The 23705-nt window shown below is 43.6% G+C and carries 28 protein-coding genes; 23 read left to right on the top strand and 5 right to left on the bottom strand.

Features of this window, described 5'->3' with window-relative positions; translation table 11 throughout:
- Positions 1–10: 10 nt before the first annotated feature.
- The 3 genes from ZX61_RS02785 to ZX61_RS02775 form a co-directional block, all read right to left on the bottom strand.
- Positions 11–559, bottom strand: coding sequence for an MSHA operon transcriptional regulator (locus ZX61_RS02785; protein WP_049843189.1), 549 nt, complete (start codon positions 557–559; stop codon positions 11–13).
- Between the two features lie 282 nt (positions 560–841).
- Entirely contained in the window at positions 842–1441 is a 600-nt protein-coding gene (locus tag ZX61_RS02780) for a hypothetical protein (RefSeq protein ID WP_049843188.1), read from the bottom strand.
- 126 nt (positions 1442–1567) lie between these two features.
- Complete coding sequence (locus ZX61_RS02775; RefSeq protein WP_049843187.1) at positions 1568–1861, bottom strand: YfcZ/YiiS family protein; 294 nt, start codon at positions 1859–1861, stop codon at positions 1568–1570.
- Between the two features lie 482 nt (positions 1862–2343).
- Here ZX61_RS02775 and ZX61_RS02770 point away from each other — a divergent pair, with 482 nt between their 5' ends.
- Positions 2344–2805, top strand: coding sequence for a TetR/AcrR family transcriptional regulator (locus ZX61_RS02770; protein ID WP_049843186.1), 462 nt, complete (start codon positions 2344–2346; stop codon positions 2803–2805).
- Between the two features lie 62 nt (positions 2806–2867).
- Here ZX61_RS02770 and ZX61_RS02765 read toward each other — a convergent pair whose 3' ends face one another.
- Positions 2868–4424 (bottom strand): methyl-accepting chemotaxis protein, encoded by a 1557-nt coding sequence (locus ZX61_RS02765; RefSeq protein WP_049843185.1) that lies wholly within the window; start codon positions 4422–4424, stop codon positions 2868–2870.
- A 225-nt stretch (positions 4425–4649) separates the two neighbouring features.
- On the opposite strand from ZX61_RS02765, the gene ZX61_RS02760 reads away from it, so the two are divergent.
- The 22 genes from ZX61_RS02760 (at position 4650) to ZX61_RS02660 (ending at position 22731) form a co-directional block, all read left to right on the top strand.
- Positions 4650–5564, top strand: a complete 915-nt coding sequence (locus tag ZX61_RS02760; protein WP_049843184.1) for a protoglobin domain-containing protein — start codon at positions 4650–4652, stop codon at positions 5562–5564.
- A 17-nt stretch (positions 5565–5581) separates the two neighbouring features.
- Positions 5582–5947, top strand: coding sequence for an STAS domain-containing protein (locus ZX61_RS02755; protein WP_049843183.1), 366 nt, complete (start codon positions 5582–5584; stop codon positions 5945–5947).
- Positions 5937–6359: an anti-sigma regulatory factor gene (locus ZX61_RS02750; RefSeq protein WP_049843182.1), complete on the top strand. Its 423-nt coding sequence runs from the start codon at positions 5937–5939 to the stop codon at positions 6357–6359. The genes ZX61_RS02755 and ZX61_RS02750 overlap by 11 nt, the downstream gene beginning before the upstream one ends.
- Position 6360: 1 nt before the next feature.
- Positions 6361–6945, top strand: coding sequence for a SpoIIE family protein phosphatase (locus ZX61_RS02745; protein ID WP_049843181.1), 585 nt, complete (start codon positions 6361–6363; stop codon positions 6943–6945).
- On the top strand, positions 6938–10090 hold the full coding sequence (locus tag ZX61_RS02740) for a hybrid sensor histidine kinase/response regulator (protein WP_049843180.1): 3153 nt from the start codon (positions 6938–6940) through the stop codon (positions 10088–10090). Before ZX61_RS02745 ends, ZX61_RS02740 begins: the two co-directional genes overlap by 8 nt.
- Entirely contained in the window at positions 10083–11213 is a 1131-nt protein-coding gene (locus ZX61_RS02735; RefSeq protein WP_049843179.1) for a response regulator, read from the top strand. The genes ZX61_RS02740 and ZX61_RS02735 overlap by 8 nt, the downstream gene beginning before the upstream one ends.
- 127 nt (positions 11214–11340) lie before the next feature.
- The gene (locus ZX61_RS02730; protein ID WP_049843178.1) at positions 11341–12345 is read left to right on the top strand and encodes a response regulator; all 1005 of its coding nucleotides are present in this window, start codon (positions 11341–11343) and stop codon (positions 12343–12345) included.
- On the top strand, positions 12345–12782 hold the full coding sequence (locus ZX61_RS02725; RefSeq protein ID WP_049843177.1) for a PAS domain-containing protein: 438 nt from the start codon (positions 12345–12347) through the stop codon (positions 12780–12782). The genes ZX61_RS02730 and ZX61_RS02725 overlap by 1 nt, the downstream gene beginning before the upstream one ends.
- A gap of 75 nt (positions 12783–12857) precedes the next feature.
- Positions 12858–14357, top strand: a complete 1500-nt coding sequence (locus ZX61_RS02720) for a bifunctional ADP-dependent NAD(P)H-hydrate dehydratase/NAD(P)H-hydrate epimerase (protein ID WP_049843176.1) — start codon at positions 12858–12860, stop codon at positions 14355–14357.
- A gap of 211 nt (positions 14358–14568) precedes the next feature.
- Positions 14569–16497, top strand: a complete 1929-nt coding sequence (thrS, locus tag ZX61_RS02715) for a threonine--tRNA ligase (protein WP_049843175.1) — start codon at positions 14569–14571, stop codon at positions 16495–16497.
- Positions 16498–16500: 3 nt separating this feature from the next.
- A complete protein-coding gene (gene infC / locus ZX61_RS02710; protein ID WP_071881323.1) occupies positions 16501–17052 on the top strand; it encodes a translation initiation factor IF-3 in 552 nt (183 codons plus the stop codon).
- Between the two features lie 106 nt (positions 17053–17158).
- Positions 17159–17353, top strand: coding sequence for a 50S ribosomal protein L35 (gene rpmI, locus ZX61_RS02705; RefSeq protein WP_004411425.1), 195 nt, complete (start codon positions 17159–17161; stop codon positions 17351–17353).
- Between the two features lie 41 nt (positions 17354–17394).
- Positions 17395–17748 (top strand): 50S ribosomal protein L20, encoded by a 354-nt coding sequence (gene rplT, locus ZX61_RS02700; RefSeq protein WP_004401084.1) that lies wholly within the window; start codon positions 17395–17397, stop codon positions 17746–17748.
- A gap of 153 nt (positions 17749–17901) precedes the next feature.
- Positions 17902–18108, top strand: coding sequence for a GDCCVxC domain-containing (seleno)protein (locus tag ZX61_RS24685; protein WP_082173356.1), 207 nt, complete (start codon positions 17902–17904; stop codon positions 18106–18108).
- A gap of 68 nt (positions 18109–18176) precedes the next feature.
- Entirely contained in the window at positions 18177–18674 is a 498-nt protein-coding gene (locus tag ZX61_RS02695; RefSeq protein WP_049843174.1) for a DUF2231 domain-containing protein, read from the top strand.
- 112 nt (positions 18675–18786) lie between these two features.
- The gene (locus ZX61_RS02690) at positions 18787–19269 is read left to right on the top strand and encodes a hypothetical protein (RefSeq protein WP_049843173.1); all 483 of its coding nucleotides are present in this window, start codon (positions 18787–18789) and stop codon (positions 19267–19269) included.
- Between the two features lie 3 nt (positions 19270–19272).
- A complete protein-coding gene (locus tag ZX61_RS02685) occupies positions 19273–19647 on the top strand; it encodes a nuclear transport factor 2 family protein (protein ID WP_049843172.1) in 375 nt (124 codons plus the stop codon).
- A gap of 61 nt (positions 19648–19708) precedes the next feature.
- Positions 19709–20200, top strand: a complete 492-nt coding sequence (locus ZX61_RS02680; protein ID WP_049843171.1) for a GNAT family N-acetyltransferase — start codon at positions 19709–19711, stop codon at positions 20198–20200.
- A gap of 60 nt (positions 20201–20260) precedes the next feature.
- Entirely contained in the window at positions 20261–20863 is a 603-nt protein-coding gene (locus ZX61_RS02675; protein WP_049843170.1) for a class I SAM-dependent DNA methyltransferase, read from the top strand.
- 37 nt (positions 20864–20900) lie between these two features.
- On the top strand, positions 20901–21314 hold the full coding sequence (locus tag ZX61_RS02670; protein ID WP_049843169.1) for a nucleotide triphosphate diphosphatase NUDT15: 414 nt from the start codon (positions 20901–20903) through the stop codon (positions 21312–21314).
- Positions 21315–21416: 102 nt separating this feature from the next.
- Positions 21417–21899: a YbaK/EbsC family protein gene (locus ZX61_RS02665; protein ID WP_049843168.1), complete on the top strand. Its 483-nt coding sequence runs from the start codon at positions 21417–21419 to the stop codon at positions 21897–21899.
- Between the two features lie 34 nt (positions 21900–21933).
- Complete coding sequence (locus ZX61_RS02660; RefSeq protein WP_049843167.1) at positions 21934–22731, top strand: PhzF family phenazine biosynthesis protein; 798 nt, start codon at positions 21934–21936, stop codon at positions 22729–22731.
- A gap of 56 nt (positions 22732–22787) precedes the next feature.
- Here ZX61_RS02660 and ZX61_RS02655 read toward each other — a convergent pair whose 3' ends face one another.
- Positions 22788–23681 (bottom strand): cation transporter, encoded by an 894-nt coding sequence (locus tag ZX61_RS02655; RefSeq protein WP_049843166.1) that lies wholly within the window; start codon positions 23679–23681, stop codon positions 22788–22790.
- Positions 23682–23705 lie beyond the last annotated feature (24 nt).

Raw genomic sequence — 23705 nt, 5'->3', positions numbered from 1 at the left:
CCTTGCTCACTTAAACTTTGGCTTTTTTAACAAAGTATGGGTTATCGAATTTTTTAGGGTTTCCCAGCTCAGACAAGACCAATTTGTTCCATAGCTGAAGATCAAACATGCCTTTTTCAATAGAAGGATAGAGCGTTTCTGCTTCTTCAAGAGCAGAGCGAATAAACTGCTTCTTCTTAATTTGATTGTATTTGCGTGCTACTCGGTTGTGCTTAGCGATCCATTCTTGTTTGAACGCAATTAATCCTGGTTCAGCTTCTTCAAGTGGCAACCTCGATAGATAAATACGCTTGTACGATACCTTACGGTTCATCATGGTGCGCATAGCCGTTTGAATGTACTTACCATGATTGGTAATCGAGATATCGTTTTTATCAAAAAGTTGGACACTCCAACCCGACGGAAAAAAATTGGGCTTGCGGTACTGCTGGTTTCTAACTTCGATTGCTTGGTGCATGACAAGATCAGAAGTGCCGTTGAACGTCTGTTGCCATTTGCCGATTCGGATCTGTACAGCCGTTGGCAATCGATAAATATTGGTGAATTTATCTTGTTCCATATTAAGTACACTACTATACGTCTATGAATATGAAGACGGGAAAAAGGTGAACGCGTGGAGCACCTCGGACATTGTTCGATTTTTGTTCTGCCACAGTGTAAAGACTAGCAAGCAAGTAATCCAGTGTGTTTCGTCAACATTCAGTCAGAACTGTTGCGGCTTATTTAAGCGTTAGACTATACACGATAACTGCATGGTGTGCGAGAGTTGAGCAGAAGCAGATGTATCATTACGTTACACTAGAGCATAGCGTAACCGATACCTTATGTAATGTATCTAATACTATGGGGCTACAGCGCCACCTAGTGTTAAGTTGGTTGGCCACTTGGAAATTTGGTTTCCACCAAGAAATATATGACCTTTCACTGTCATTGTATCGGGAAACTTAGTGATCTTTGAACCGCCGATATATAGATTCCCATCTACGACTATTCCTTCAGGGAGCTGCTCTAGCGGGGTTCTTATAACACTAAGATCGCCTTTGACGCGTAATCTTGGAGGGAGCGAAGTGAGCGGCGTATCGGTTAAGTTGATGTAGCCGCCAACTTTTACACCCGAAGGCCAACGTGTCATTTGAGAGCCTAATAGGTTTGCATAACCCTTAATCTTCACCCCTTTATCAATTTTACTCAGGCTACAGTTTGTCGCAGTCAGGCTGCCTTGTATGTCTATTCCTTTTGGCAAGCGCTTGATAGAGGTTTTAGCGATGTTTAAATTTCCCTTAATCACTAAACCGCTCGGTAGCTCAGTGTAAGGTTTATTGCGTAGATCCAAGTTCCCGTAGTTATCTAGGTGATTCAAAATACGAAACTGATCAAGCACTACAGCATTTGCAGTCAGTGAGCAGGCGAGTATCAGAGTAGTAGCAAGTATACGCAGCATAACAATTGGTGTTGAGACGGTTGATACCTAGTATTAAGTCTAGGTCTTAATTGATCAATATTATTGAAAGGCTGAGAGCAAAAAACGGGCTGAATAGCCCGTTTTAGAGAAAAATCAAATAGTTGATTATCGTGCCAATGAACGAGTTTTTAGTTCAAAAATAAGCTTTTCAGCACTTACTTCAAACTTGAAACGAGCAGTCAGTTCAGTTGACTCTTCAGTGAATGGCGACACTTCATACTCAGCAGCCGCACAAACTTGCTTTGCTAGTTCGATGTATTTATTTAGCTCTGCTTCTAGTAACGTTTTGCCTGCCGCAAAAATAGTTACTTCAGCGACATCATCACCTTCTTTAATGATGAAACCCATTTCTCCTGCACAGCCACATGCTTCGCAAACTTGTTCTGGTTCGGTGCTCATCTCAAATCAATCCTCTTACAATTAATAGGGCTATATTAGCGACTATTTGACTGTGAATCCATAAAAAGCACTATGCTACCTTGAGCCGGAAATGCAGTATGAAATGTTGTTTGTTCAAAAAATACTCTAATAATAAGTGGCGCGAATGCTTCACGCTTAAGTGTGATTTAGATCAATAAATTACGAAAATTCATGTCACTCGCATGTTAGAATGCTATTCAGTTAGTTGTAAGCATCAACATTTTGTAAGATTATCGGTCGCTTATTATTATATAAACAAAAGATAACGCCCTTTAATTTCATAAATATCACCAATGGGATTTTATTGGGAATTAGCTTGCACTGCACTATAGTTAAATATGCCGTATTGTTTAATTGTGGCTGAGTCGTTTACGTTGATAGTTGACGTATAGTACTAGAGCAAAGTGAGCTATTAGGGCGTCAATAATTATAGACGGATATACAGAGAGAAGAGCCTAAACATGCCAAAGCGTAGTAAAGAAGATACCGAGATCACCATCCAGAAAATCATGGATGCGGTTGTAGACCAGCTATTGCGATTAGGTTACGACAAGATGTCGTACACAACATTAAGCCAGCAAACTGGTGTATCAAGAACGGGGATCAGCCACCACTTTCCTAAGAAAACGGACTTCACAGCCGCTCTTGATGGCCGAATTTTCAAAATGTTTGTTGAACATATTGAACTAGACAAAGGGCTAGATGCATTTTCATCTAGCTGGGTTGTTGCGTTAGATGACGAAGAGTTCCGCGCAATCTTGCGTCTATTGTTCCACCATATTGTTACTTCTCAAAGTACGCACGAATTTGCCACCAACGGTATCGAGCGCCTTTACAAGGTCTGCGAAGAGAAACTGGGTGAGGGTAGTGCGAAAGAGCTTGAATGGCTGATTGGTAAATCACTTATCCGTATGGCGCAATAGTCAAATAGAAAAAGCCTTCTTCGGAAGGCTTTTTTGAACTTGTCTTCATTAGCCTTGGCTAACTATAGCTTCCTAAATTGGGTAACAAGTTTCCCTTGTGAACCTAAGTTATCGACTAAACCTTCACACTCATCTTTAGTGTCACTTGCTAGAATATTCGTCGCCGCACACACATCACTGATCGACTGAACACTCGAGTTCATATCGTCTGTCACTCGCGCCATCTCTTCTATCGCAGTAGCGATTTGACTATTTCGATCCGAAATGTCAGTCACTTGATGAAGCAGTGAATCTAGCTTATCCCCTGATGTATTAGCGCAGTCGACACAAACATCCGAAAGCTGGTTGCCTTCGTTCATAGCCTGAACGGCTTTTTCGGTACTGACCTGAATCAGTTTGATGATGTTCTGGATCTCTTCTGTCGATTCGTGGCTTCGCTGGGCAAGTTGGCGAACCTCATCTGCAACCACTGCAAATCCTCTACCTTGCTCGCCTGCTCGTGCAGCCTCAATTGCTGCGTTAAGAGCAAGAAGGTTGGTCTGTTCAGCCACTCCCTGGATGATGACCAGTACTTCACCAATGGTTCGACCATGCTCAACCAGTTGTTGGATAACCTCTGAAGCAACGCCAAGCTGTTTAGACAACTCATTGATTGAGTCTATCGTTTGTGTGACAGAGGCTCTACCCTCATTAGCTGCTGTATTGGCTTGATCAGTGACGTCAGATGCGCTTTGTGCATTCTGGGCAATTTCATTGGCCGTAGAATGCATTTCGTTGATTGCAGCAGCGACTTGCTCTGTTTCGGAGGTTTGACCGACCAAATTCTCGGCGGTTGTTTCACAGTTTTTGGCTGAAGAACTCGCGGCCTTAGATATCTGTTGGTTTGAGTCTTGAATCCGACCCACGATGGAGTTGATTTCCGACTGGCGCATCTTAAATGCGAGTTGTATCTCTGATATGTCGTCGACCCGCTTGTTATAGACTAGTTCCATAAGTGGGTTGTCAAAAACTTTGCGCGCTTGCGCCGAGAGATCTTCTAAGCGCCTTGTTTGCGTATAGGCTGTTATGGTGCCGAGAATGAAGAAAAGCCAGATAGCCGCAATTGGGGAGTAAGCAGCGACACCACTGGTCACTAAAGCGGCCAATAGCAACACCGCAGACATACGTTGCCACAATCGGGTGCGAGGCAACTGGAGTTGAAGGGGGGTCTTTCCTTGGTTAAGTTGTGCGTATATTTTTTCGGCATTTTTTACATGTTTGCGATTAGGGGCCAGACGGACAGATTGGTACTCTACAGTTCTACCATTTTCTTTAATCGGAGAGGCAAAGGCATCAACCCAATAATGATCGCCATTCTTGCAGCGGTTTTTTACAAGCCCCATCCAAGAGTTACCCTGTTTAAGGTAACCCCACATGTTTTCAAATGCAGCAGGGGGCATGTCTGGGTGTCGTACAATGTTGTGTGGTTGATCCACCAGCTCATCAAGGGTATATCCCGCGACTTTGCAAAAATCCTGACTAGCATAGGTAATGTGACTGCTGGGCTTGGTTATGGAAAGTAGGTTGTATTCAGATGGATACGTGACTTCCTTCTGAGTTACCGGTTGGTTTACGCGCATAAGGTTCCCCTATTACTTCCTGTTCTAAAACGATTTCTATTGACCGAGTTTCATTCAGTATATGAACAAAATAAATACTTGACCTAATTACTGGGGATTATTTTGTTTTTTGATTCTTTTGTTATTTGTCAGAAAGATAATGTGGACTAAGCTTAATTGCATAATGAATGTTTAATGCTCTAGTTAAAGTGGGCAAATTCCGCGTATAGAAGCTAGGAGACAAGTATGTCGCACAGCACATCGGTTGGAACATACACAAGTGCAGCAAGCTTGCTTGAACTACACGACCTCAGTGAAGCTGATTTAGCGTTAATTCGGAAGTTTGGTGACCTAATGCTACCTAAGCTTCATGAATACGTGGGGCATTTTTATACTTGGCTAGAGAAACAACCCGAGTACCAACAGTTTTTTGCCGATGATAAGAAGCTCAAACGAGTTCAAAATGCACAAATTGAATATTGGAGCACTTTTTTTAAAGCTAAAGTTGATGACGAGTATGTAAAGCAGCGCCGAGCTGTCGGAGAGGTACATGCAAGAGTCGGGTTGTCCCTACCTACCTACTTCGCAGGTATGAATATATCAATGGTAATCTTTACTAAAAGGATGTACGACGGGAGTTTATATAGTGATGAGTACAGCTCGTTAGTTACGGCATTTACCAAACTACTCCATTTAGATACTACCATCGTAGTTGATACCTATTCGCGCCTTATTAATCGTCGTATTGCTGAACAAAGTGAAGCCTTGCTTGCGATGTCTACACCAGTCACTATGGTCTGGCAAGACATTTTGATGTTACCTATTGTGGGCATTATTGACTCGAAGCGTGCGCAAGACATCATGTCTGCGGTACTCAATAAAATATCAGAACACAGAGCCAAAATTTTCATAATGGATATCTCTGGCGTTGCAGTTGTCGATACCGCTGTTGCTAATCACTTTATCAAGATTACCAAAGCAACGAAATTAATGGGGTGTGATTGCTTAGTTTCAGGTGTTTCCCCTTCTATTGCTCAAACGATGGTCCAACTTGGTATCAATGTCGGTGAGGTACAGACCAATGCGACGTTGAGGGATGCGCTAGAAAACGCGTTTGAAATGATGGGGCTTAACGTTCAAGCACTTAAGACTTTTTCTTAGTCACGGCGTCGTACCGGATGAAAAAGTCTATTTCTATAAGCCAGCTACAGAATGTATTGGTGGCGACCATTCAAGTCGACCTAAGTCATAATATATTAGAGGACTTTCGCCATCATTTGCTGGAGAAAGTCGGTAGTCACTCAATCAGTGGGGTTCTAATCGACCTATCGGAAGTCAAAACATTAGACAGGGTCGACTTTGACCAACTGTATACGATAGCCAAAACCGTTGAAGTGATGGGAAGACGATGTTTGTTCGTCGGCATTAGGCCAGGTATTGCAATGGCGCTGGTCAATGTCGGTTACAACACAGAAAAGCTACCGTGCGCACAAAGTATCGATGATGGACTACTTGCGGTAAGAAGGGGGCCCCATGCTTGCTAGCTCTGTAGCCGAAAAAATACTTGAGAGTCATCATATCTATTCCGAAGCGGACGTGATGAGTGCAGTAATGGCAACCTATACCATCGCCCAGAAACTTGGATTCAGCGCTCCTTTGGTCAGTGAAATTGCAACATCTGTTTCTGAGTTGGCCACAAATATAGTCAAGTATGCGGGAGAAGGAGAGGTTTCCCTTCTTCAACTTGAGGTGAATGACAGCATTGGGATTAAAGTTGTTGCCGCGGACTCTGGAGGAGGGATTGCGGATGTATCTAGAGCTCTGACGGACAATTACTCTACCGGGAAATCACTTGGGTTGGGGCTTCCCGGAGTGGTCAGAATGATGGATGATTTTGATATTCAGTCTTCACCCGAACTCGGTACGACAGTCTCTATTACCAAGTGGAAAGATTAGTATGGGTTTTCAATACGGAGTGAAATGTATTCCATACCGAGATGAACCGGAAGCAGGAGACGGTTTCTATATATCAGAATTAGAGAACGGCTTGTTTGTTACCATCATTGACGTCCTTGGGCACGGTGTAAAGGCGGCAGCATTAGCGCGGCAACTAGAGAAACAACTCGAAGAAATAGCGAGTTCAGACATCGACTGGACAATGCGTCAAGCTCACCAGTATTTGCTGGGCACCATAGGTGCGGCAATGACGATAGTTTTTTTTGATGTAGAAGAACGAAAAGGTTACGGGTTGGGTGTCGGCAATACGCTGATACGGCAGTTAGGTGAAAATGGAGGAAGCTATCAGGCGCAAGCGGGCATTGTGGGTGAGCTGCTTCCCAACCTTAAGCACTTTGAATTTAACTTTGAGGGCGAAGATACCTTTTTATTCACAACAGATGGGGTGAAAGAGAACATATCTAGTTCCGAACTTGAAGATGCTAATGGGAAAGCCGTCGAGTACCTCTCTTCTTATTTTATCCACTCTTTTAGCAAGCCCTTCGATGATGCCACTGTAATTGTCGTGAGGTTCAGTGATGACTAGCCAGTTTCAAATTAGGGTTGCGAATAGTGATGTGTCCAGAATTGCTTTACGTCGAAAGTTTGCGTCTATTTTAGACACTCTCGGTTATCCAGCATTCGAGCGAGACCAATTGGTGCTTCTTAGCGGCGAAATTCCTCGCCATTTATTCAGCCTAACGGATCGCGTTAGCTTGGTTGCTAAGGTAATTGAAGATGCAATCGTACTCAAATGGCACTGCCCAGATATAAATGAACCGATTTCCAATCTTATTATCCCTTTGCTTGGAACTTGGGTTTCTGGACAGACACTGATATGGCGAATTGGACTGAGGTCACCACTTTCAACGCATCAGTTTTCTACTATCGCAGCCATACTTGAAGAGAAATCTCGCGACGAATTGCTTGAAGAGTTGCAACTAAAGAACCGTGCGTTAGCGGAGCATCAGCAAGGGTTAGAAGCGGAAATTGAGCGCCGAACAAAAGACCTTAAAGCGTCAGAGGCGTTGTCTAGTACCATCATTGATGGCGCACCCTCTAGTGTCGTTATTATTGATGTTATTCAGAAAATCATAATGTGGAATAAAACGGCTGAGCAGACGTATGGTTTTACTTCACAAGAAGCCGTCGGAAAAAACCTTTGTGAACTACTGAACATTGGGATTCCGACAGAGCTGCAAGAGGTACTGAGTGGTGAACTTTCGATAGATGATAAAGATAAAGTCAGTGGTGGCTTCTTTGAAGTAGAAACCTTTACCAAAACAGGAAAGATGATTCCAATTGACCTTGGGATAAGTATTTTTTGGTTTGATGAGCAGTGCTGCGCGGCGATGTTTTTACGTGATGTAACATCAAGAAAACGGGTGGAAGATGAATTAACGAAAGCGCGAGCCAAGGCTGAAGAAGCGGTTGAAGTAAAATCGATGTTCCTAGCCAACATGAGTCACGAAATTCGTACACCCATGAACGCAATCATAGGGATGTCACATCTTGCTCTAAAGACCGAACTATCTCCTAAACAACATGACTACCTAACTAAAATTCATAACTCTGCGTCTTTGTTACTCGGCATCATCAATGACATTCTCGATTTCAGTAAGATCGAGGCAGGGAAGCTGACCATAGAAGAAATTGAATTTTGTCTAGATGATGTTCTGCACAACGTTTCAATGGTTACGGGGCAAAAGGCCTTTGAAAAAGGTTTGGAGCTTCTATTTAAGGTTTCTAAAGATGTACCTAAAGTGATCAAAGGCGATCCTTTGCGCTTAGGGCAGATCATCATAAATTTGGTCAACAATGCAGTCAAATTTACAGCAGAAGGTGAAATTTCAGTTACCGTCACGGTCGAACCTGAAGCTACTGGCAGCGCCTATTTGTGTCTCGAGGTGCAAGATACAGGTATAGGAATGTCCAAAGATCAAACAGATAAACTTTTCAATGCGTTTACTCAAGCTGACGGTTCTACTACTCGTAGGTATGGCGGGACGGGGCTAGGGCTGTCCATATGTCGCAGGTTGGTGGAGCTAATGGGGGGGGAGATTCGAGTCGATAGTACGCCAAATCTAGGTAGTTGCTTCTCTTTCAGTGTGTTAGTGAGTTATGACGATTCCAACCAAGACAAATATTTGATCGTGCCTGACACGCTTCACTCAGTAAAAGCATTAGCTGTTGATGACAATGAACATGCCTTGCTGATCATGGAAGACATGCTCGATGTGTTGCCACAAAAGCCGAAGTTAGTTGATAGTGGAATAACAGCACTTAAAGAGCTTAAGCGTGCCTCAGAGGATGGAGAACCTTACAACCTTGTTTTTATGGATTGGAAAATGCCTGAATTGAGTGGTATTGAAGCGACACAGATGATTCGTCAGCAAATTAGCGCTGAACACCAGCCAAAAATGGTCATTGTTACTGCCTACGATAAAGATGATATCTCCGAACAATTTGACGACTTGGATATTGCAGGGTTCTTATCTAAGCCGATAGGACAATCTTTTCTTTTTGACCTGCTTGTGGACCTGTTTGCGCCAAATCGCTCAACTGCAAAATCTCACATAAAAAGCAGAAATTCAAAATATGAAAGTAGTTTTAATGGATTGAAGGCTCTTCTTGTGGAAGACAACGAGATCAATCAGCAGATCGCGGTTGAGTTAATGGAAGACAAAGCGATTCAAGTCACGGTTGCTAACAACGGATTAGAAGCATTAGAGACACTCGAGAAGGGTGAAAGTCACTTCGATATTATTCTTATGGATTTACAAATGCCGATCATGGATGGCTATGAGGCAAGTCGCCGGATACGCGCTAACAAAATATATGACGATATTCCATTAGTCGCCATGACGGCACATGCAATGGTTGAAGAGCGAGAAAGGTGCTTGAACTTGGGGATGAATGAACATGTTTCTAAGCCGATAGACCCAGAGGTATTGTACTCTACCATCAAACGTTGCTGCATCGACAAGATACAACAAAATGAGTCTAACGAGCTGTATATTGAAACCCCTGTCATAAGCCATGATGCAGCAATAGTGGGGGGGCATTCGATTTATGATATCGAATTACTTGATGCAAAAAGCGGTTTGATGAGAGTCGCGGGGAATGAAGTTCTGTATCAAAGGCTGCTCTCTCAACTAGTTGAGAAAGAGCACGATTTTTGCAAACGTTTAGATATTGCCCTAGAGAAAAACGATAACCAGCAAGCGAAACTTCTTATTCACACACTAAAAGGATCGAGTGGTAATCTGGGTGCTACTCGTCTCTCTGATATTGCAGCCAGATTAGAATTGCAATTTGAAGGGAGTGAGCCGAAGCCAGAACTGAAGAGCTTAACTGAGGAACTTAAATCTCACCTAGAGCCATTTTTCATGGAAATATGTAGAGGGTTAGGGAGACCTTATCCCACTGAAGTTAAAGAGAGTTTGGATGACGAGAGTATTGCACTAATTGCTCGTTTAGATATGTTACTTAATGAATTTGACTCAAGCGCAATTGAGTTTCTTGACGAGCACTACTTACGACTTAATACTTTACTAGAGTCAGAGAACTTTGAAGCCTGCTGTCGAAATATTCATGATTGTGATTTTCTTGCTGCGAGCAAGGCGTTAAAGAAGGCTATCAGTATCTACCCGTTAGATATAGATAAAGTGTTTGGAGAGTCAAGTGGCTGAATCGGTATCGAGTGTTCTTGTTGTCGACGACAACGCTGAAAATAGGGTGCTATTGAGTAGTTTGCTTAAGCCGCACCATAAAGTGGTTGTGGCGACAAGTGGGCAACAAGCGCTTTCTATTTGCCAAAAGCAAGCTCCGGATATCGTTTTACTGGATATTATGATGCCTGAAATGGATGGCTATGAAGTATGTGAAAAGCTCAAAGCCAACCCGAAAACACAGCACATTCCGGTTATCTTTCTCACTGCAAAAACCCAGATTGAAGACGAACAACGTGGATTTGAAGTGGGCGCGGTGGATTATATTTTGAAACCTATTAGTCCGCCTACTTTGTTATCTAGAATCAACACCCATCTGAAATTACGGTTTACGATGGAAGAGTTGTCTGAACAAAACGATCACCTTGAAGAACGGGTTAGGAAGCGGACCCGAGAGTTAGAGATGCTACAAGATGCCACAATCGGGGCGATGGCCTCATTGGCAGAAACCAGAGATAACGAAACGGGTAACCATATTCGCCGGACTCAGAATTATGTCAAACTTCTTGCAGAAGAGCTGCTATTGAATGGCTATTATACCGATGAGCTGAATCCAGAATCGATAGAATTGCTTTACAAATCAGCCCCTTTGCATGATATAGGTAAGGTTGGTATCCCCGACAGTGTATTGCTCAAACCAGGTAAGCTAACCGATGAAGAGTTTCAGCTAATGAAATTTCATACTACGCTTGGTCGTGCGGTACTGCTCACAGTTGAGGACTCTATTGACTTTAAGTGTGATTTCCTCCAGACCGCCAAAGAAATAGCCTATAGTCATCAGGAAAAGTGGGATGGTGGTGGTTACCCTGAAGGTTTGTCTGATTACGATATCCCTCTTAGTGCACGTTTGATGGCTGTGGCAGATGTTTATGATGCCTTAATCTCTGAACGCGTTTACAAGCCTGCTTTCTCTCATGACAAAGCAGTAAGCATTATTGCCGAAGGGGCGGGGACCCATTTTGAACCACTGTTAGTGGATACTTTTCTAGCGATAGAAGATAAATTCAGAGAAATAGCCTCGACATTTCGTGATGAAGGGTTTGACGAAGATTCATTTAACCAAAAAGCGAGTGGTGATGAGTAAGCGGATAGTCGTGTTAAGTGGTCTTATCTATTGTTTACTCAAAAGAATTTTCAGCCTGCCGTGCCTGGTGCGCTATCGTTCTGTTACACTCTAATAATAAACTAAAAATATAGGAGTAGGTGTACGCATGTCTTTTCCGGTACTTATATGCGATGACTCCGCTTTAGCGAGAAAGCAAATGGCTCGCTCACTGCCTGCTTCGCTAAACGCTGATATCACCTTTGCCGTCCATGGATTGGATGCTTTAGAGCAGCTAGAACAAAATGAATTTAAGCTGATGTTCTTGGATTTAACCATGCCAGAGTTGGATGGGTTTGGAACATTAGAAGAAATTGGCAAGCGAGGTATTGGTGTTCCTGTGGTGGTTGTATCAGGGGATATTCAACCTAAAGCTAAAGAACGAGTGATGACGCTTGGAGCAAAGGCGTTTATCCAGAAACCAATCGACAAAGATGCACTTAATCGAGTGCTTAAAGAGTTAGTTGAGCCCCCAACTCAACCAAGAATTGTCACCCCTGTTTCTGTTGAATTACCGATACTCCGCCGCCGCGACATTTATATGGAAGTGGCGAACGTGTCTATTGGGCAAGCCGCTGATGCGTTGGCTAGACACTTTGATGTGTTTGTCCATTTACCCTTACCAAACGTAAACATACTAGAAGTGAGTGAGCTTCACATGGCTCTTCGGGACCTAGCGGAAAACGACCAAGTCTCAGGTGTGTGCCAAGGGTTCAGCGGAGAAGGAATTGCTGGTGAAGCTCTGGTGCTCTTGAGTGATTCCAGCGTGTGCGACCTGAAAAAGTTAATGAAGATACCAACGGATAGTGAAGAGTTAGAAGAACTTGAACTATTAATGGATGTGTCAAATATCTTAGTGGGGTCATTCTTGAATGGTTTGGGTAAGCAAGCTGAGGTGCGTTTCTTTCAGAGCTCTCCAGTTTTGTTGGGGCAGCATATTTCTATCGATTCTGTTATTTCTTCAACGACGGGGGCGTTTAAAAAGACCATGACATTTGAAGTCAGCTATAACATTGATGGGACGTCGATACGCTGTGATTTACTGTTTATGTTTGTGGATGAATCATTGCCACTCCTAGACAACAAACTTTCGTATCTAATGGAGGACTTCTAATGTTATCTCTTCCAGCTGAGTTTGAGCAGTTCCACTGGATGGTGGACATGGTGCAAAACGTTGATTTGGGGCTAGTTGTTCTTGATACCGACCATAATGTTCAGGTTTGGAATGGCTTTATGACCCACCATAGTGGCATACAGGCGCATGATGCGATTGGTAAGTCTCTGTTTGAGCTATTTCCTGAAATTCCACAAGATTGGTTTAGACTGAAAACTAAACCTGTCTATGATTTAGGTTGTCGCAGCTTCATTACTTGGCAACAGCGTCCATATTTGTTTAAGTGCCGAAATGTGCGCCCAGTGACCCAACAAGCTGACTTCATGTACCAGAACATCACCCTCAATCCGATGCGCACCCCAACTGGAGAAATTCGTTCCATGTTTTTATCAATACAAGATGCGACTGCCGAGGCACTGGTTTCTAAGAATCAGTAATCTGTAATCAACGCCAAGGAAATCCTTGGCGTTGTTGTATATGCTTTTAGTATCAGTCATCAATCCTTCGTATCAATGAACTCAGCACTTCCTTTAGAACTCTATACCGGACAACAAGTCAAATTGGGTGAGCAGCAAGCGGCAAAGCTCGCTGGCGTTGAGATGTATACACTAATGCTTCGAGCTGGGCTGGCAACTTATCAAGTGATGAGAGACAAGTTTCCTCATGCAAAGAGCATTATGATCATGGTAGGTACAGGAAACAACGGAGGAGATGGGTTTGTCGTCGCCAAGTTGGCTAAATCAGATGGTTTAGAAGTTTCTCTTTATCTATACGGTGATGAGGCAAAAGTATCTGGCGATGCGGCTAAAGCCAAACAAGAGTGGACTGAGTGCGGTGGAAAGATTCAAGCGTTCGACTCGTCGGATTGGTCGAAAACCAGCGCGGATGTGTTGATTGACGGACTATTGGGCACAGGTCTTACGGGAGAGGTCAGACAACCACTTCAAGATCTAATCGCAAAGGTCAATGACAGCCAAGTTCCGGTTATCGCGATAGATACCCCTTCCGGTTTGTGTACCGACAGTGGTCAAATCTTGGGAAATGCGATCATTGCAAAACACACAATTACGTTTATTGGCGTAAAACAGGGTTTAACAACCGGACAGGCGAGAGCTTATACAGGTGAGCTTCACTTTGCGGGCTTAGGCGTTGAGAATGAATTTAGGCAGTGCGTCGAAGCCAGTAGCCGTTTTATCGATACGGAGCAATTTCGCTTAGCGATGCCGCCCCGTATCGCGACGGCTCACAAAGGCAATAATGGTCGATTGTTATGCCTTGGTGGTAATCAAGGTTACGCGGGCGCCATTCGTTTATGCGCAACGGCCAGTGCTCGGTGTGGTGCTGGCCTGATACGCTCGCTATGTCATCCAAGCTCGGCTCTACCATTACAGATTGCGTGCCCTGAAGTGATGACACTTGGTTGGTGCAGCGAAGTCAATTATTTGCAAGAGTCCCTAAGATTTGCCGATGTCATCGCTTTAGGGCCGGGATTGGGTACAGATGATTGGGCACATGTGCTCTACTCCAATGTAAAAAACATAGAAAAAAACAAAGTGATCGATGCCGATGGGTTGAATTTGTTAGCTCAGCAACCTCATGTTGATGATTTGCGAGTCATCACCCCCCACCCAGGAGAAGCGGCTCGCCTTTTGGGATGCAGCGTCAGAGATATTGAACAAGATCGCTTTCAAGCTGTGCGAAATTTACACAACAAATACGGTGGCGTTGTTGTGTTAAAAGGCGCTGGAACTTTGATCTATGATGGAGAAAGCGTCTATCTTTGTCAGGCTGGAAATGCAGGTATGGCGACGGGAGGAATGGGAGATGTGCTTACTGGTATTATTGCCGCTTTGCTTGTTCAGGGAATGTCGTTAGCCAACTCTGCGAAGTTTGGGGTTTTGATGCACAGTGTTGCCGCAGACAATATTGCAAAGCACAAAGGGCAAATCGGCATGCTCGCCAGCGATGTGATCGACGAATCAAGGAAAGTGCTCAATAGCTGGCTGAACTGATTGCTTTTTGAACTTTTCTCAACCAATTCTGTGACTTCGATTGTTATTTCACATTAATTCGTTACAATGCTCCTTCTTTCCTGAGTTGTGCATCCGTATTTGCGCAGAAAAGGACACGAACTCTCGTCTTTAATCTTTGAATTCTCATTAAAGACTCGTTTTAAATTGCATGTGTTGCTTGGTGTGCAACACCACTGTAAAGGATATTTTAATGCCTATTATTACTCTTCCTGACGGCAGTCAGCGTCAGTTCGACAACCCAGTTTCTACTCTTGATGTTGCTCAATCTATCGGTCCTGGTCTTGCGAAAGCAACCATTGCTGGTCGTGTTGATGGTAACCGTGTTGATGCATGTGATCTTATTGAACAAGATTCAAGCCTTGAAATCGTCACAGTAAAAGATGAAGTAGATGGTCTAGAAATCGTTCGTCACTCATGTGCTCACCTGCTAGGTCACGCGATCAAGCAGCTTTACCCTGAAGCAAAAATGGCGATCGGTCCAACAATCGATAACGGTTTCTACTATGATATCGATCTTGAGTACTCTCTAACGCAAGAAGATCTAGAGAAGATCGAAAAGCGAATGAAAGAGCTTGCCAAGACCAAATACCAAGTTATCAAGAAAAAGGTTAGCTGGCAGGAAGCACGCGATGCATTTGAAGCTCGCGGTGAAACATACAAGATGGAAATTTTGGACGAAAACGTCTCTCGTGATGACCGTCCAGGCCTATACCATCATGAAGAATACATCGATATGTGTCGTGGACCTCACGTACCACATATGGGTTTCTGTCAGCACTTTACGCTACTGAACGTAGCAGGTGCATACTGGCGTGGTAACAGTGACAACAAGATGCTTCAGCGTATCTACGGTACTGCGTTCCACGACAAAAAAGCGCTTAAAGCACACCTAACTCGCCTAGAAGAAGCGGCGAAGCGTGACCACCGTAAGATTGGTAAGCAACTAGACCTATTCCACATGCAGCAAGAAGCACCGGGTATGGTGTTCTGGCACCACAATGGTTGGTCTATTTTCCGTGACTTAGAAGTATTTGTTCGCGAAAAACTGACAGAGTACGGCTACCAAGAAGTAAAAGGTCCGCTTATTATGGACCGCGTTCTTTGGGAACGTTCTGGTCACTGGGACAAATACGCAGAAGCAATGTTTACGACTTCTTCAGAGAACCGTGAATACGCGCTTAAGCCGATGAACTGCCCAGGTCACGTACAAATCTTTAACCAAGGTCTAAAATCTTACCGTGACCTACCGCTACGTATGGCGGAGTTTGGTTCATGTCACCGTAACGAACCATCTGGTGCACTACACGGCATTATGCGTGTACGTGGCTTCACTCAAGATGATGCACACATCTTCTGTACTGAAAGTCAGATTCAAGAAGAGGTGACTAGCTGTATCAAGATGGTGTACGATACGTACCAAACATTTGGTTTCGACAACATCGTTGTTAAACTGTCTACTCGTCCTGAAAAGCGTGTTGGTTCAGATGAGATCTGGGATCAGTCTGAAGATGCGCTTAAGCAATCTCTTGAAGCGATGAACATCGCTTACGAAATTCAAGAAGGCGAAGGTGCGTTCTATGGTCCGAAGATTGAATTTACTCTTCATGACTGTTTAGATCGTGCATGGCAATGTGGTACAGTACAGCTTGACTTCAACTTACCAGGCCGTCTAGGTGCAACCTACGTTGATGAGAATAACGAGCGTCAAACGCCAGTTATGATTCACCGTGCGATTCTAGGTTCACTAGAGCGTTTCATTGGTATTTTGATTGAAGAATACTTTGGCTTCTTCCCAACTTGGTTATCGCCAGAACAGGCTGTAATCATGAACATCACTGATAAGCAGTCAGATTATGTTCAGGAAGTGGCACAAAAACTACAAAAATGTGGAATTAGAGCCAAAGCGGACTTGAGAAATGAGAAGATTGGCTTTAAAATCCGCGAACATACTTTGAAGCGTGTACCGTATATGCTTGTTTGTGGCGACCAGGAAATGGAAGCAGGCGAAATTGCAGTACGTACTCGTAAAGGCAAAGATCTTGGCAAGTTTAAAGTGGATGATTTTATTTCATACATCCAAGACGAGATCTCAAGCCGTAAGCTCAATCTGGAGGAATAAACTATTAAAGGCGGAAGACGCGGCCAAGTACCGGCCAAACAAAATGCTCATCGTTTAAACGGTGAAATTCGTGGCGTTCGTGAAGTTCGTTTAACTGGCGCTGATGGTGAATCAGTTGGTGTTGTCTCTATTCAAGAAGCAGTAGCAGCAGCTGAAGAAGCGGGTATGGATCTAGTAGAAATCAGTCCAAACGCTGAGCCACCAGTATGTCGTGTAATGGACTACGGTAAATTCCTCTTTGAGAAGAGCAAATCTGCTAAAGAGCAGAAGAAGAAGCAAAAACAGGTTCAGATTAAGGAAGTAAAATTCCGCCCTGGAACTGATATTGGAGACTATCAGGTAAAACTACGCAACCTGACGCGTTTCCTTGAAGAAGGCAACAAAGTGAAGGTAACAATTCGCTTCCGTGGCCGAGAAATGGCACACCAAGAGATCGGTGTTGACGTTCTAAATCGTCTTAAGGAAGACACTGTTGATTTAGCAGTAGTGGAATCTTTCCCTAAGAAGATCGAAGGTCGTCAGATGATCATGGTTCTTGCCCCTAAAAAGAAGTAATTAACGGCTTTACAAGTAATAGAACGCAGCTGCCGTAAGGTGGCTGGGTTTTGTTCGCCCTAATTACTATTGTTTAAAACAACTCAACAATGCGGAGTTATTCATCATGCCTAAGATGAAAACCAACAAAGGTGCTGCTAAGCGTTTTAAGAAAACTGCTGGTGGTATTAAGTTTAAGCACGCTACTAAACGTCACATCCTGACTAAGCGTACTACTAAGAACAAGCGTCAGCTTCGTCCAAATGCAATCCTTCCTAAGTGTGAAGTGGCTGCAGTTGCTCGTATGCTACCATACGCATAATTCTTTTTAGTTTATCAATCGTTTAGTTTAGGAGAAGCATAATGCCTCGCGTAAAACGTGGTGTACAAGCTCGTGCACGTCATAAGAAAGTTCTAAAACAAGCTAAAGGTTACTACGGAGCACGTTCACGTGTTTACCGCGTAGCTTTCCAAGCAGTTACTAAAGCTGGTCAATACGCTTACCGTGACCGTCGCAACAAGAAACGTCAATTCCGTCAACTATGGATTGCACGTATCAATGCTGCATCTCGTCAGAATGGTCTATCTTACAGCCGTTTCATCAACGGTCTTAAGAAAGCATCTATCGAGATCGACCGCAAGATCCTTGCTGACATCGCGGTATTCGACAAAGCTGCATTCGCAGTTCTAGTTGAAAAAGCGAAAGCTGCTCTTTAATTAGAGTCAGTGATTAGGATTAAGGAAAGGAGAGCTTCGGCTCTCCTTTTTTGTACCTATTGTTTAGTAGACGCCTGCCTTTATTTATAAACCGACAACGATGCTAGTAATTGTCGGCTATTATTCCTTTAATGATGTAGGAAGGCAGTATCTATGGTCATCGTGCTTGAATCAGAACTGGTTTGTCCGAAGTGCCAGAATAAACGCATTGAAGTAATGCCTACAGATCACTGCGTTTACTTTTACGAGTGTACCAATTGTGGTGAGCTGTTAAAGCCAAAGTATGGTGATTGTTGCGTGTTTTGCTCCTATGGCACCGTTCCCTGCCCACCAGTACAACGCCAAGGAAGTTGTTGTTAATTGCGCGGGCTTGGTTTTGCCTACCTATAATCATGTTTGATTGGAAAATCATAACCAAGGAGTGGGCAATGATCGAAGTTATCCCCAACTGGCATCCATTTGCGGTGCATTTTGTTATCGCCCCAACGGTTATTTCATCTCTGTTCTATATTCTTAGTTTGTTTCCTTTTCCTGCTAACTTACGCTCTGAGTTACTCATCGTGGCTAAGTGGAGCTTATTTGTAGCTACAATTTCTAGTCTTATTGCTGCCATTACAGGGTGGTATGCTTTTAATACCGTTGTACACGACGAGGCGGGGCATGCTGCAATGCTGCTGCACCGCAAGGCTGCCATTGTTTCCGTCGTACTTATGTTTGTCTCTCTAAGTGTATTACTAGTAATACGCAATAAGACAGTCAACGTATGGTTTATTGTCATCGCGCTAGTCTCGACCATGAGCGTGCTTGTCACCAGTTATCTTGGTGCAGAAAATGTTTATCGCCATGGCATAGGTGTGCAGCGGATTCCGGAGATAGTAAATGGAGTCGGTCTTGAGGATCATAGCCACCATGATCATGACCATTAATCGATGTTGTTGATTTGGTATAAATTCCTATTGCAAACATATTGAATTCACTTAATATTTTGAATCAAACTCATTATGCACCTGAGTTGGCAAAATAGGTATTAGGGGTAGTATGCAAGTAAAGGAAGCATTTGAAGCGACGAGTAGTGCAGAGAAAGCCGCGAGCTCGTTGTACAAATGGATTGCAGGTAATCGCGGGCTTAAAAGAACAGTTGCAGTTGAACTGCAAGAAAACACCGAGCTAATTCGTTTGTATGTAGAGACGCGTTCTGGGTATGAACAACTCATTCCACAAATTAAAGAATCCGCCTATCGACAAGCCCTACAGCAAGGGTTTAACTTTAACTCACTCAATCGCTCTAAAATTGATGCTGCTAGTACCAACGGGATCAAGCAACTTGAACGGTATCACGGTTGGGAAACTCAGCAAGTGATTGAAAATATCTACGCTAAAATCTCTGTTATTAAAGTGGCGGTCAATATTAATGATAACGCAAAGCCCTTGCGGCTAGGGGTAAGGCTGCACAATATCTTTAAACTTCTTGTGATGTTATCGAACCATATTGGTCAAAATAAAATAAGCGAACAGGGTTAGGACATGGATATACTGATTGAACAAGAAAAAGCGCTACATCAGTTTTCAGTTAGACAAGATAATACTGAGCGAGAGCGACTAATCCACCCAACATTTCGTGAAGTGGGGAAGTCGGGTACCAGTTTTGACTTTGCGACCATCGTTGAAATGATGGAAGGTGAAGAAACTTCTGAGGTTGTCATTCATTCACAGGACTATGAATGTATCCAACTCGAACCTTCTGTTCAGCTTCTCTTGTATAAATCCGCACTAATCTCTGTTGATGGCGAAGTGAGCAATTATGCCAAACGCTCTTCGATTTGGGCATTTACTGGGTGCAATTGGCAACTTAAATATCATCAAGGTACGCCTTGCCCTGCTTTTGAATTCGAATCTTAGGCTTATCTCCAGGCTCAATCGAGTGTACGATGAGTAGCCAGCTATTCGTCAAGGAGGACAAATGGAACTAAGACAAGTACAGCTCACGGATGCTCGATGGATTGTGGGTATCTACAATCACTACATTGCTACTACTGCGATTTCCTTCGAAGAAGAACCAATTTCTGTTGAGGAGATGGAGCTAAGGATCGATGCTGTTCTCACCGCAGAGCTTCCTTGGATAGTGCTCGAAGAAGAGGGGCTGCCTCTTGGGTATGCCTATGCAGCTAAATGGAAGTCTCGAAGTGCTTATCGATATACGGTTGAGCCATCCATATACCTATCCAGTGATGCGAAAGGTAAAGGGGCAGGTCAAAAGCTATATCGCTCTCTCATTGCTCAATTACGCGAACTAGGCATTAAGAATGCGATAGGAACGATTGCACTTCCAAACCCCTCGAGTGTGGCACTACATGAGAAGTTGGGCTTTAGAAAGGTCGGTGAGTTTGCCAACATTGGCTTCAAGTTTGATCAACATATTTCCGTAGGTTATTGGCAGTTGGAGCTTAACTAAGTTGACTAAGAGAACCTGTAATAGCCACTACGACGAACAAAGGGAACGATAGATACTGATATGAAGCCAGAACAAATAGGCAAGGCATACGACCAAATTACTCACATTTGGCAAGGTGAAAGTTTCAACTTAGAGAATGGCATTGAGCAACACAAGCGTGCCATTTCGTTTACGGAGAAACGCGGAAAAGCACTCGATATTGGTTGCGGTTGTACTGGGCGATTTATTGATTTGTTGTCTAGGGAAGGATTCACTCCTTCAGGTATGGATATATCGAGTGAGATGTTGGCGCTAGCCAAAGAGAAACACCCAAAGGTAGAGTTTATCAATGCTGATATCTGTCAGCACGAATTTGATGACAAATATGACTTTATAACCGCTTGGGACAGTATTTGGCATATTCCTATAGATCAACAGCGCCAAGTTATGACAAAGATAGTCGATATTCTTAATATCGGTGGTATCTTTATTTTTTCATTTGGCGGAACAAGTGAAGAGGGCTTTCATACTAACAGCTTTATGGGGCCTGAAGTCTATTACTCGTCACTAGGAACCAACGGTTTTCTAAGCTTGTTTATTGAGTTGGACTGTATGGTTCGACACCTCGAATTTGACCAATATCCAGAGTTTCATACCTATTTGATTGTAGAGAAGCTTCAATGAGCTTAGATTTTTCCAACTGCCAGATTAAAGGTTAAGCATGAGTCAAGAAGTACGTGTTGGCGTAGCCGCCATTATTAAACGAGATAATCGGATCCTTTTGGGTGAGCGAATTGGCGCTCATGGGGCTAATACATGGGCGACACCAGGAGGGCATTTAGAGTTTGGTGAGTCAATTGCAGAATGTGTTCAGCGTGAAGTACTTGAGGAAACCGGGCTACAGATTAGCGCTACCACGAAACTGGGTTTCACCAACGACGTGTTCGAACAAGAAGGTAAGCACTATATTACTTTGTTTGTTGTGGCAGAAAACGCGATTGGTGACGCAAAGGTTATGGAGCCGAATAAGTGCAAGCAGTGGAAATGGTTTGCAGTAGATTCACTTCCTGAGCCATTGTTTTTGCCGATGAAAAATTTTTTGGCTGAGAACCCAAGTTTAACTACTAAACCTTGAGTCACAAAGGCAGCTTTTTAAGTTATACAGGATACGAAAGCAGGCAAAGGTGTGAGTTGAGTTTATATACAGCTATAAGAACGAACAGTTAGAGGGAATACCATGTCAACGGAGCTGAAAGCGTCTTCAATTAAAGTTCAGGAATTTCTATTAAGTCGTGACCATGATTTTGTCATTCAGAAAATGCCTGCCTCGACCCGTACCGCACTCGAAGCGGCTGATGCGATAGGTTGTGGTGTCGCCCAAATTGCCAAGTCGCTAATTTTTAAAAACGGCGAAACAGGGGAGGCTGTGCTTGTTGTTGCTTCAGGGACCAACATGGTTTGTGCAGACAAAATTAAACAGCAAACGGGGATCCCACTTGAAAAGGCAAATGCGACATTTGTTCGTGAGAAAGTTGGATACGCGATTGGCGGCGTCCCCCCCGTTGCTCATACGTCGAAGGTCCAAACCATACTCGATCAGGATTTAAAGCAATACGGCGAGATTTGGGCCGCAGCGGGAACGCCAAATACGGTATTTAGGCTTAAGGCGAGTGACTTAGATAGTTTGACTGGCGGCCAGTGGCTTGATGTTGCTAAGTAAGCCCACCTTCTATTATTTACGCTGAAGAATTAGTATGGAACTAGACATTTATCAAGTTGACTCATTTACCTGCCAGCCTTTTAAAGGAAACCCGGCAGGCGTTTGTATTACCCAAGAGCCTCTCGAAGAGTCAGTGATGTACTCGATTGCTGAGGAAATGGCCGTATCAGAGACTGCATTCCTTACTTTAAGCAACATGCAATTGAGATGGTTTACGCCAAAAGTCGAGGTTGTCCTTTGTGGGCATGGAACACTTGCAGTCGCACATATTCTTCAGCAGAAAGGTAAACTTAGCGTTGGCGAGAGCATCAGTTTCAATACTCTGTCTGGCCCTTTAACTGCCAAAGTTAATGAAAGTTGCATTGAACTTGACTTTCCTATCGCGAGCTTATCTTGTTATGAGGTTTGTAGTTCGCAGCTGTTTGAAGCTTTGGGTCTCAACCTGAATCAAGTTAATGCAGTAAAGCAGTTTGATGAAAAAGTGTTGATACATGTATCGGATTCAGAAGTGCTCTGTCAATTGAATCCTAATTTTGATGCATTGAAGCAACTAGAAGGTCGTGGAGTTGTTGTTACTGCGCAAAGTAAGAATACTGGAACTGATTTTGTTTCTCGCTACTTTGCGCCATGGGTGGGGGTCAGCGAAGACCCTGTCACTGGTTCTGCTCATTGTGCATTAGCCGTGTACTGGCAGCAGGAGCTAGGAAAAAGTAACTTTTATGCTTACCAAGCCTCCCCTCGGGGTGGGTATATTGGTATAGAGATAGAAGGCCAGCGAGTGAAGTTAAGCGGTAAAGCACGTACTACCATTTCTGGGATACTGCACTTGTAACGCGAAACAGTTAATACCAATCGGGATAACTAGATATTTATTTTGGTTGGTATTGATTAGCTCGCAATATTCATGGTTATATTCAAGTCTAACGAAAGCTTCGACAGTTTATCTTTTAACACTCGACGGGTTTTATCCAGCTCTGCAACTTCAACTTGTTTGCCTTTTGAATGGACATCAAGGTTAACCCTCAACTCACGTCCAACCTTAGTGACGGCTGCTACTTTTAGCTGCTGAGACACTTGCTTGTCTAATGCGGAGACTTCTTTGTCAACTGCGTTACAAATGGCTTCCTCCGGTTTCATCATCAGTAGTTCTCGAAGAGCCCCCAGCAACATATCAAGTGGCACCTTGATGAAGTAAAAAGACATTAGGATCATCATCATTGGGTCAGCATAAACCGCGTATTGCGCAAAAGGAGAAATGGAAACTAACCAAGCGGCTACAAAACCTAACGTGACAGCAACACTTAATAGAGTATCCATTTGCCACTGTTTGCTCTCTGCTTCAATGAGCCCAGAAGAGAAGCGTTTTGATTTGTTGGCGATATGCCACCAAGCATAGCCACAACCTAGTACGTTCACTATGCCAAACAGTGTCGCAATGCTCGCGTCAACCTCTCGGCCGCCAGTGAACATGGCCGTTACTGCTGAGTATAGAGAAACGCTAACAATAGCGAGAATGACACTACCTTTAACGGCAATCACAACAGGTTCTAATACCGCTTTACCAAATGGAAATTGGCGGCTTGAAGGACGCTCAATAAAGCGTGAAACGGCCAGCGACAATAAAGTTAACAGCAAGCTGACCAGAGAGTATACACCGTCAAAGACGATAACTAATGAGCCGACAAGCAATCCGAGTACTAAACCTGCACCTGCAAAACCTGATGCGAGTATTGCAGAGAAGGTTAGAATTCGTTTTTCATTTAAGCTTGTCCTAGCACACATACTGAAATCTCTTGTTTATAGACA

Origin of the sequence: Vibrio sp. VPAP30, assembly GCF_001188205.1 — a bacterium.
Lineage (GTDB): Bacteria > Pseudomonadota > Gammaproteobacteria > Enterobacterales > Vibrionaceae > Vibrio > Vibrio bivalvicida.
This window is presented reverse-complemented; position numbering and strand designations above follow the sequence as displayed.

Coding starts and splice junctions, on each gene's coding strand:
- ZX61_RS02685 (WP_049843172.1), top strand. CDS start 19,273: ATGGATATACTGATTGAACAAGAAAAAGCGCTACATCAGTTTTCAGTT.
- ZX61_RS02770 (WP_049843186.1), top strand. CDS start 2,344: ATGCCAAAGCGTAGTAAAGAAGATACCGAGATCACCATCCAGAAAATC.
- rplT (WP_004401084.1), top strand. CDS start 17,395: ATGCCTCGCGTAAAACGTGGTGTACAAGCTCGTGCACGTCATAAGAAA.
- thrS (WP_049843175.1), top strand. CDS start 14,569: ATGCCTATTATTACTCTTCCTGACGGCAGTCAGCGTCAGTTCGACAAC.
- ZX61_RS02655 (WP_049843166.1), bottom strand. CDS start 23,681: ATGTGTGCTAGGACAAGCTTAAATGAAAAACGAATTCTAACCTTCTCT.
- ZX61_RS02755 (WP_049843183.1), top strand. CDS start 5,582: ATGAAAAAGTCTATTTCTATAAGCCAGCTACAGAATGTATTGGTGGCG.
- ZX61_RS02665 (WP_049843168.1), top strand. CDS start 21,417: ATGTCAACGGAGCTGAAAGCGTCTTCAATTAAAGTTCAGGAATTTCTA.
- ZX61_RS02760 (WP_049843184.1), top strand. CDS start 4,650: ATGTCGCACAGCACATCGGTTGGAACATACACAAGTGCAGCAAGCTTG.
- ZX61_RS02775 (WP_049843187.1), bottom strand. CDS start 1,861: ATGAGCACCGAACCAGAACAAGTTTGCGAAGCATGTGGCTGTGCAGGA.
- ZX61_RS02745 (WP_049843181.1), top strand. CDS start 6,361: ATGGGTTTTCAATACGGAGTGAAATGTATTCCATACCGAGATGAACCG.
- ZX61_RS02785 (WP_049843189.1), bottom strand. CDS start 559: ATGGAACAAGATAAATTCACCAATATTTATCGATTGCCAACGGCTGTA.
- ZX61_RS24685 (WP_082173356.1), top strand. CDS start 17,902: ATGGTCATCGTGCTTGAATCAGAACTGGTTTGTCCGAAGTGCCAGAAT.
- rpmI (WP_004411425.1), top strand. CDS start 17,159: ATGCCTAAGATGAAAACCAACAAAGGTGCTGCTAAGCGTTTTAAGAAA.
- ZX61_RS02680 (WP_049843171.1), top strand. CDS start 19,709: ATGGAACTAAGACAAGTACAGCTCACGGATGCTCGATGGATTGTGGGT.
- ZX61_RS02675 (WP_049843170.1), top strand. CDS start 20,261: ATGAAGCCAGAACAAATAGGCAAGGCATACGACCAAATTACTCACATT.
- ZX61_RS02765 (WP_049843185.1), bottom strand. CDS start 4,424: ATGCGCGTAAACCAACCGGTAACTCAGAAGGAAGTCACGTATCCATCT.
- ZX61_RS02725 (WP_049843177.1), top strand. CDS start 12,345: ATGTTATCTCTTCCAGCTGAGTTTGAGCAGTTCCACTGGATGGTGGAC.
- ZX61_RS02730 (WP_049843178.1), top strand. CDS start 11,341: ATGTCTTTTCCGGTACTTATATGCGATGACTCCGCTTTAGCGAGAAAG.
- ZX61_RS02690 (WP_049843173.1), top strand. CDS start 18,787: ATGCAAGTAAAGGAAGCATTTGAAGCGACGAGTAGTGCAGAGAAAGCC.
- ZX61_RS02740 (WP_049843180.1), top strand. CDS start 6,938: ATGACTAGCCAGTTTCAAATTAGGGTTGCGAATAGTGATGTGTCCAGA.
- ZX61_RS02670 (WP_049843169.1), top strand. CDS start 20,901: ATGAGTCAAGAAGTACGTGTTGGCGTAGCCGCCATTATTAAACGAGAT.
- ZX61_RS02660 (WP_049843167.1), top strand. CDS start 21,934: ATGGAACTAGACATTTATCAAGTTGACTCATTTACCTGCCAGCCTTTT.
- ZX61_RS02750 (WP_049843182.1), top strand. CDS start 5,937: ATGCTTGCTAGCTCTGTAGCCGAAAAAATACTTGAGAGTCATCATATC.
- ZX61_RS02720 (WP_049843176.1), top strand. CDS start 12,858: ATGAACTCAGCACTTCCTTTAGAACTCTATACCGGACAACAAGTCAAA.
- ZX61_RS02780 (WP_049843188.1), bottom strand. CDS start 1,441: ATGCTGCGTATACTTGCTACTACTCTGATACTCGCCTGCTCACTGACT.
- ZX61_RS02695 (WP_049843174.1), top strand. CDS start 18,177: ATGATCGAAGTTATCCCCAACTGGCATCCATTTGCGGTGCATTTTGTT.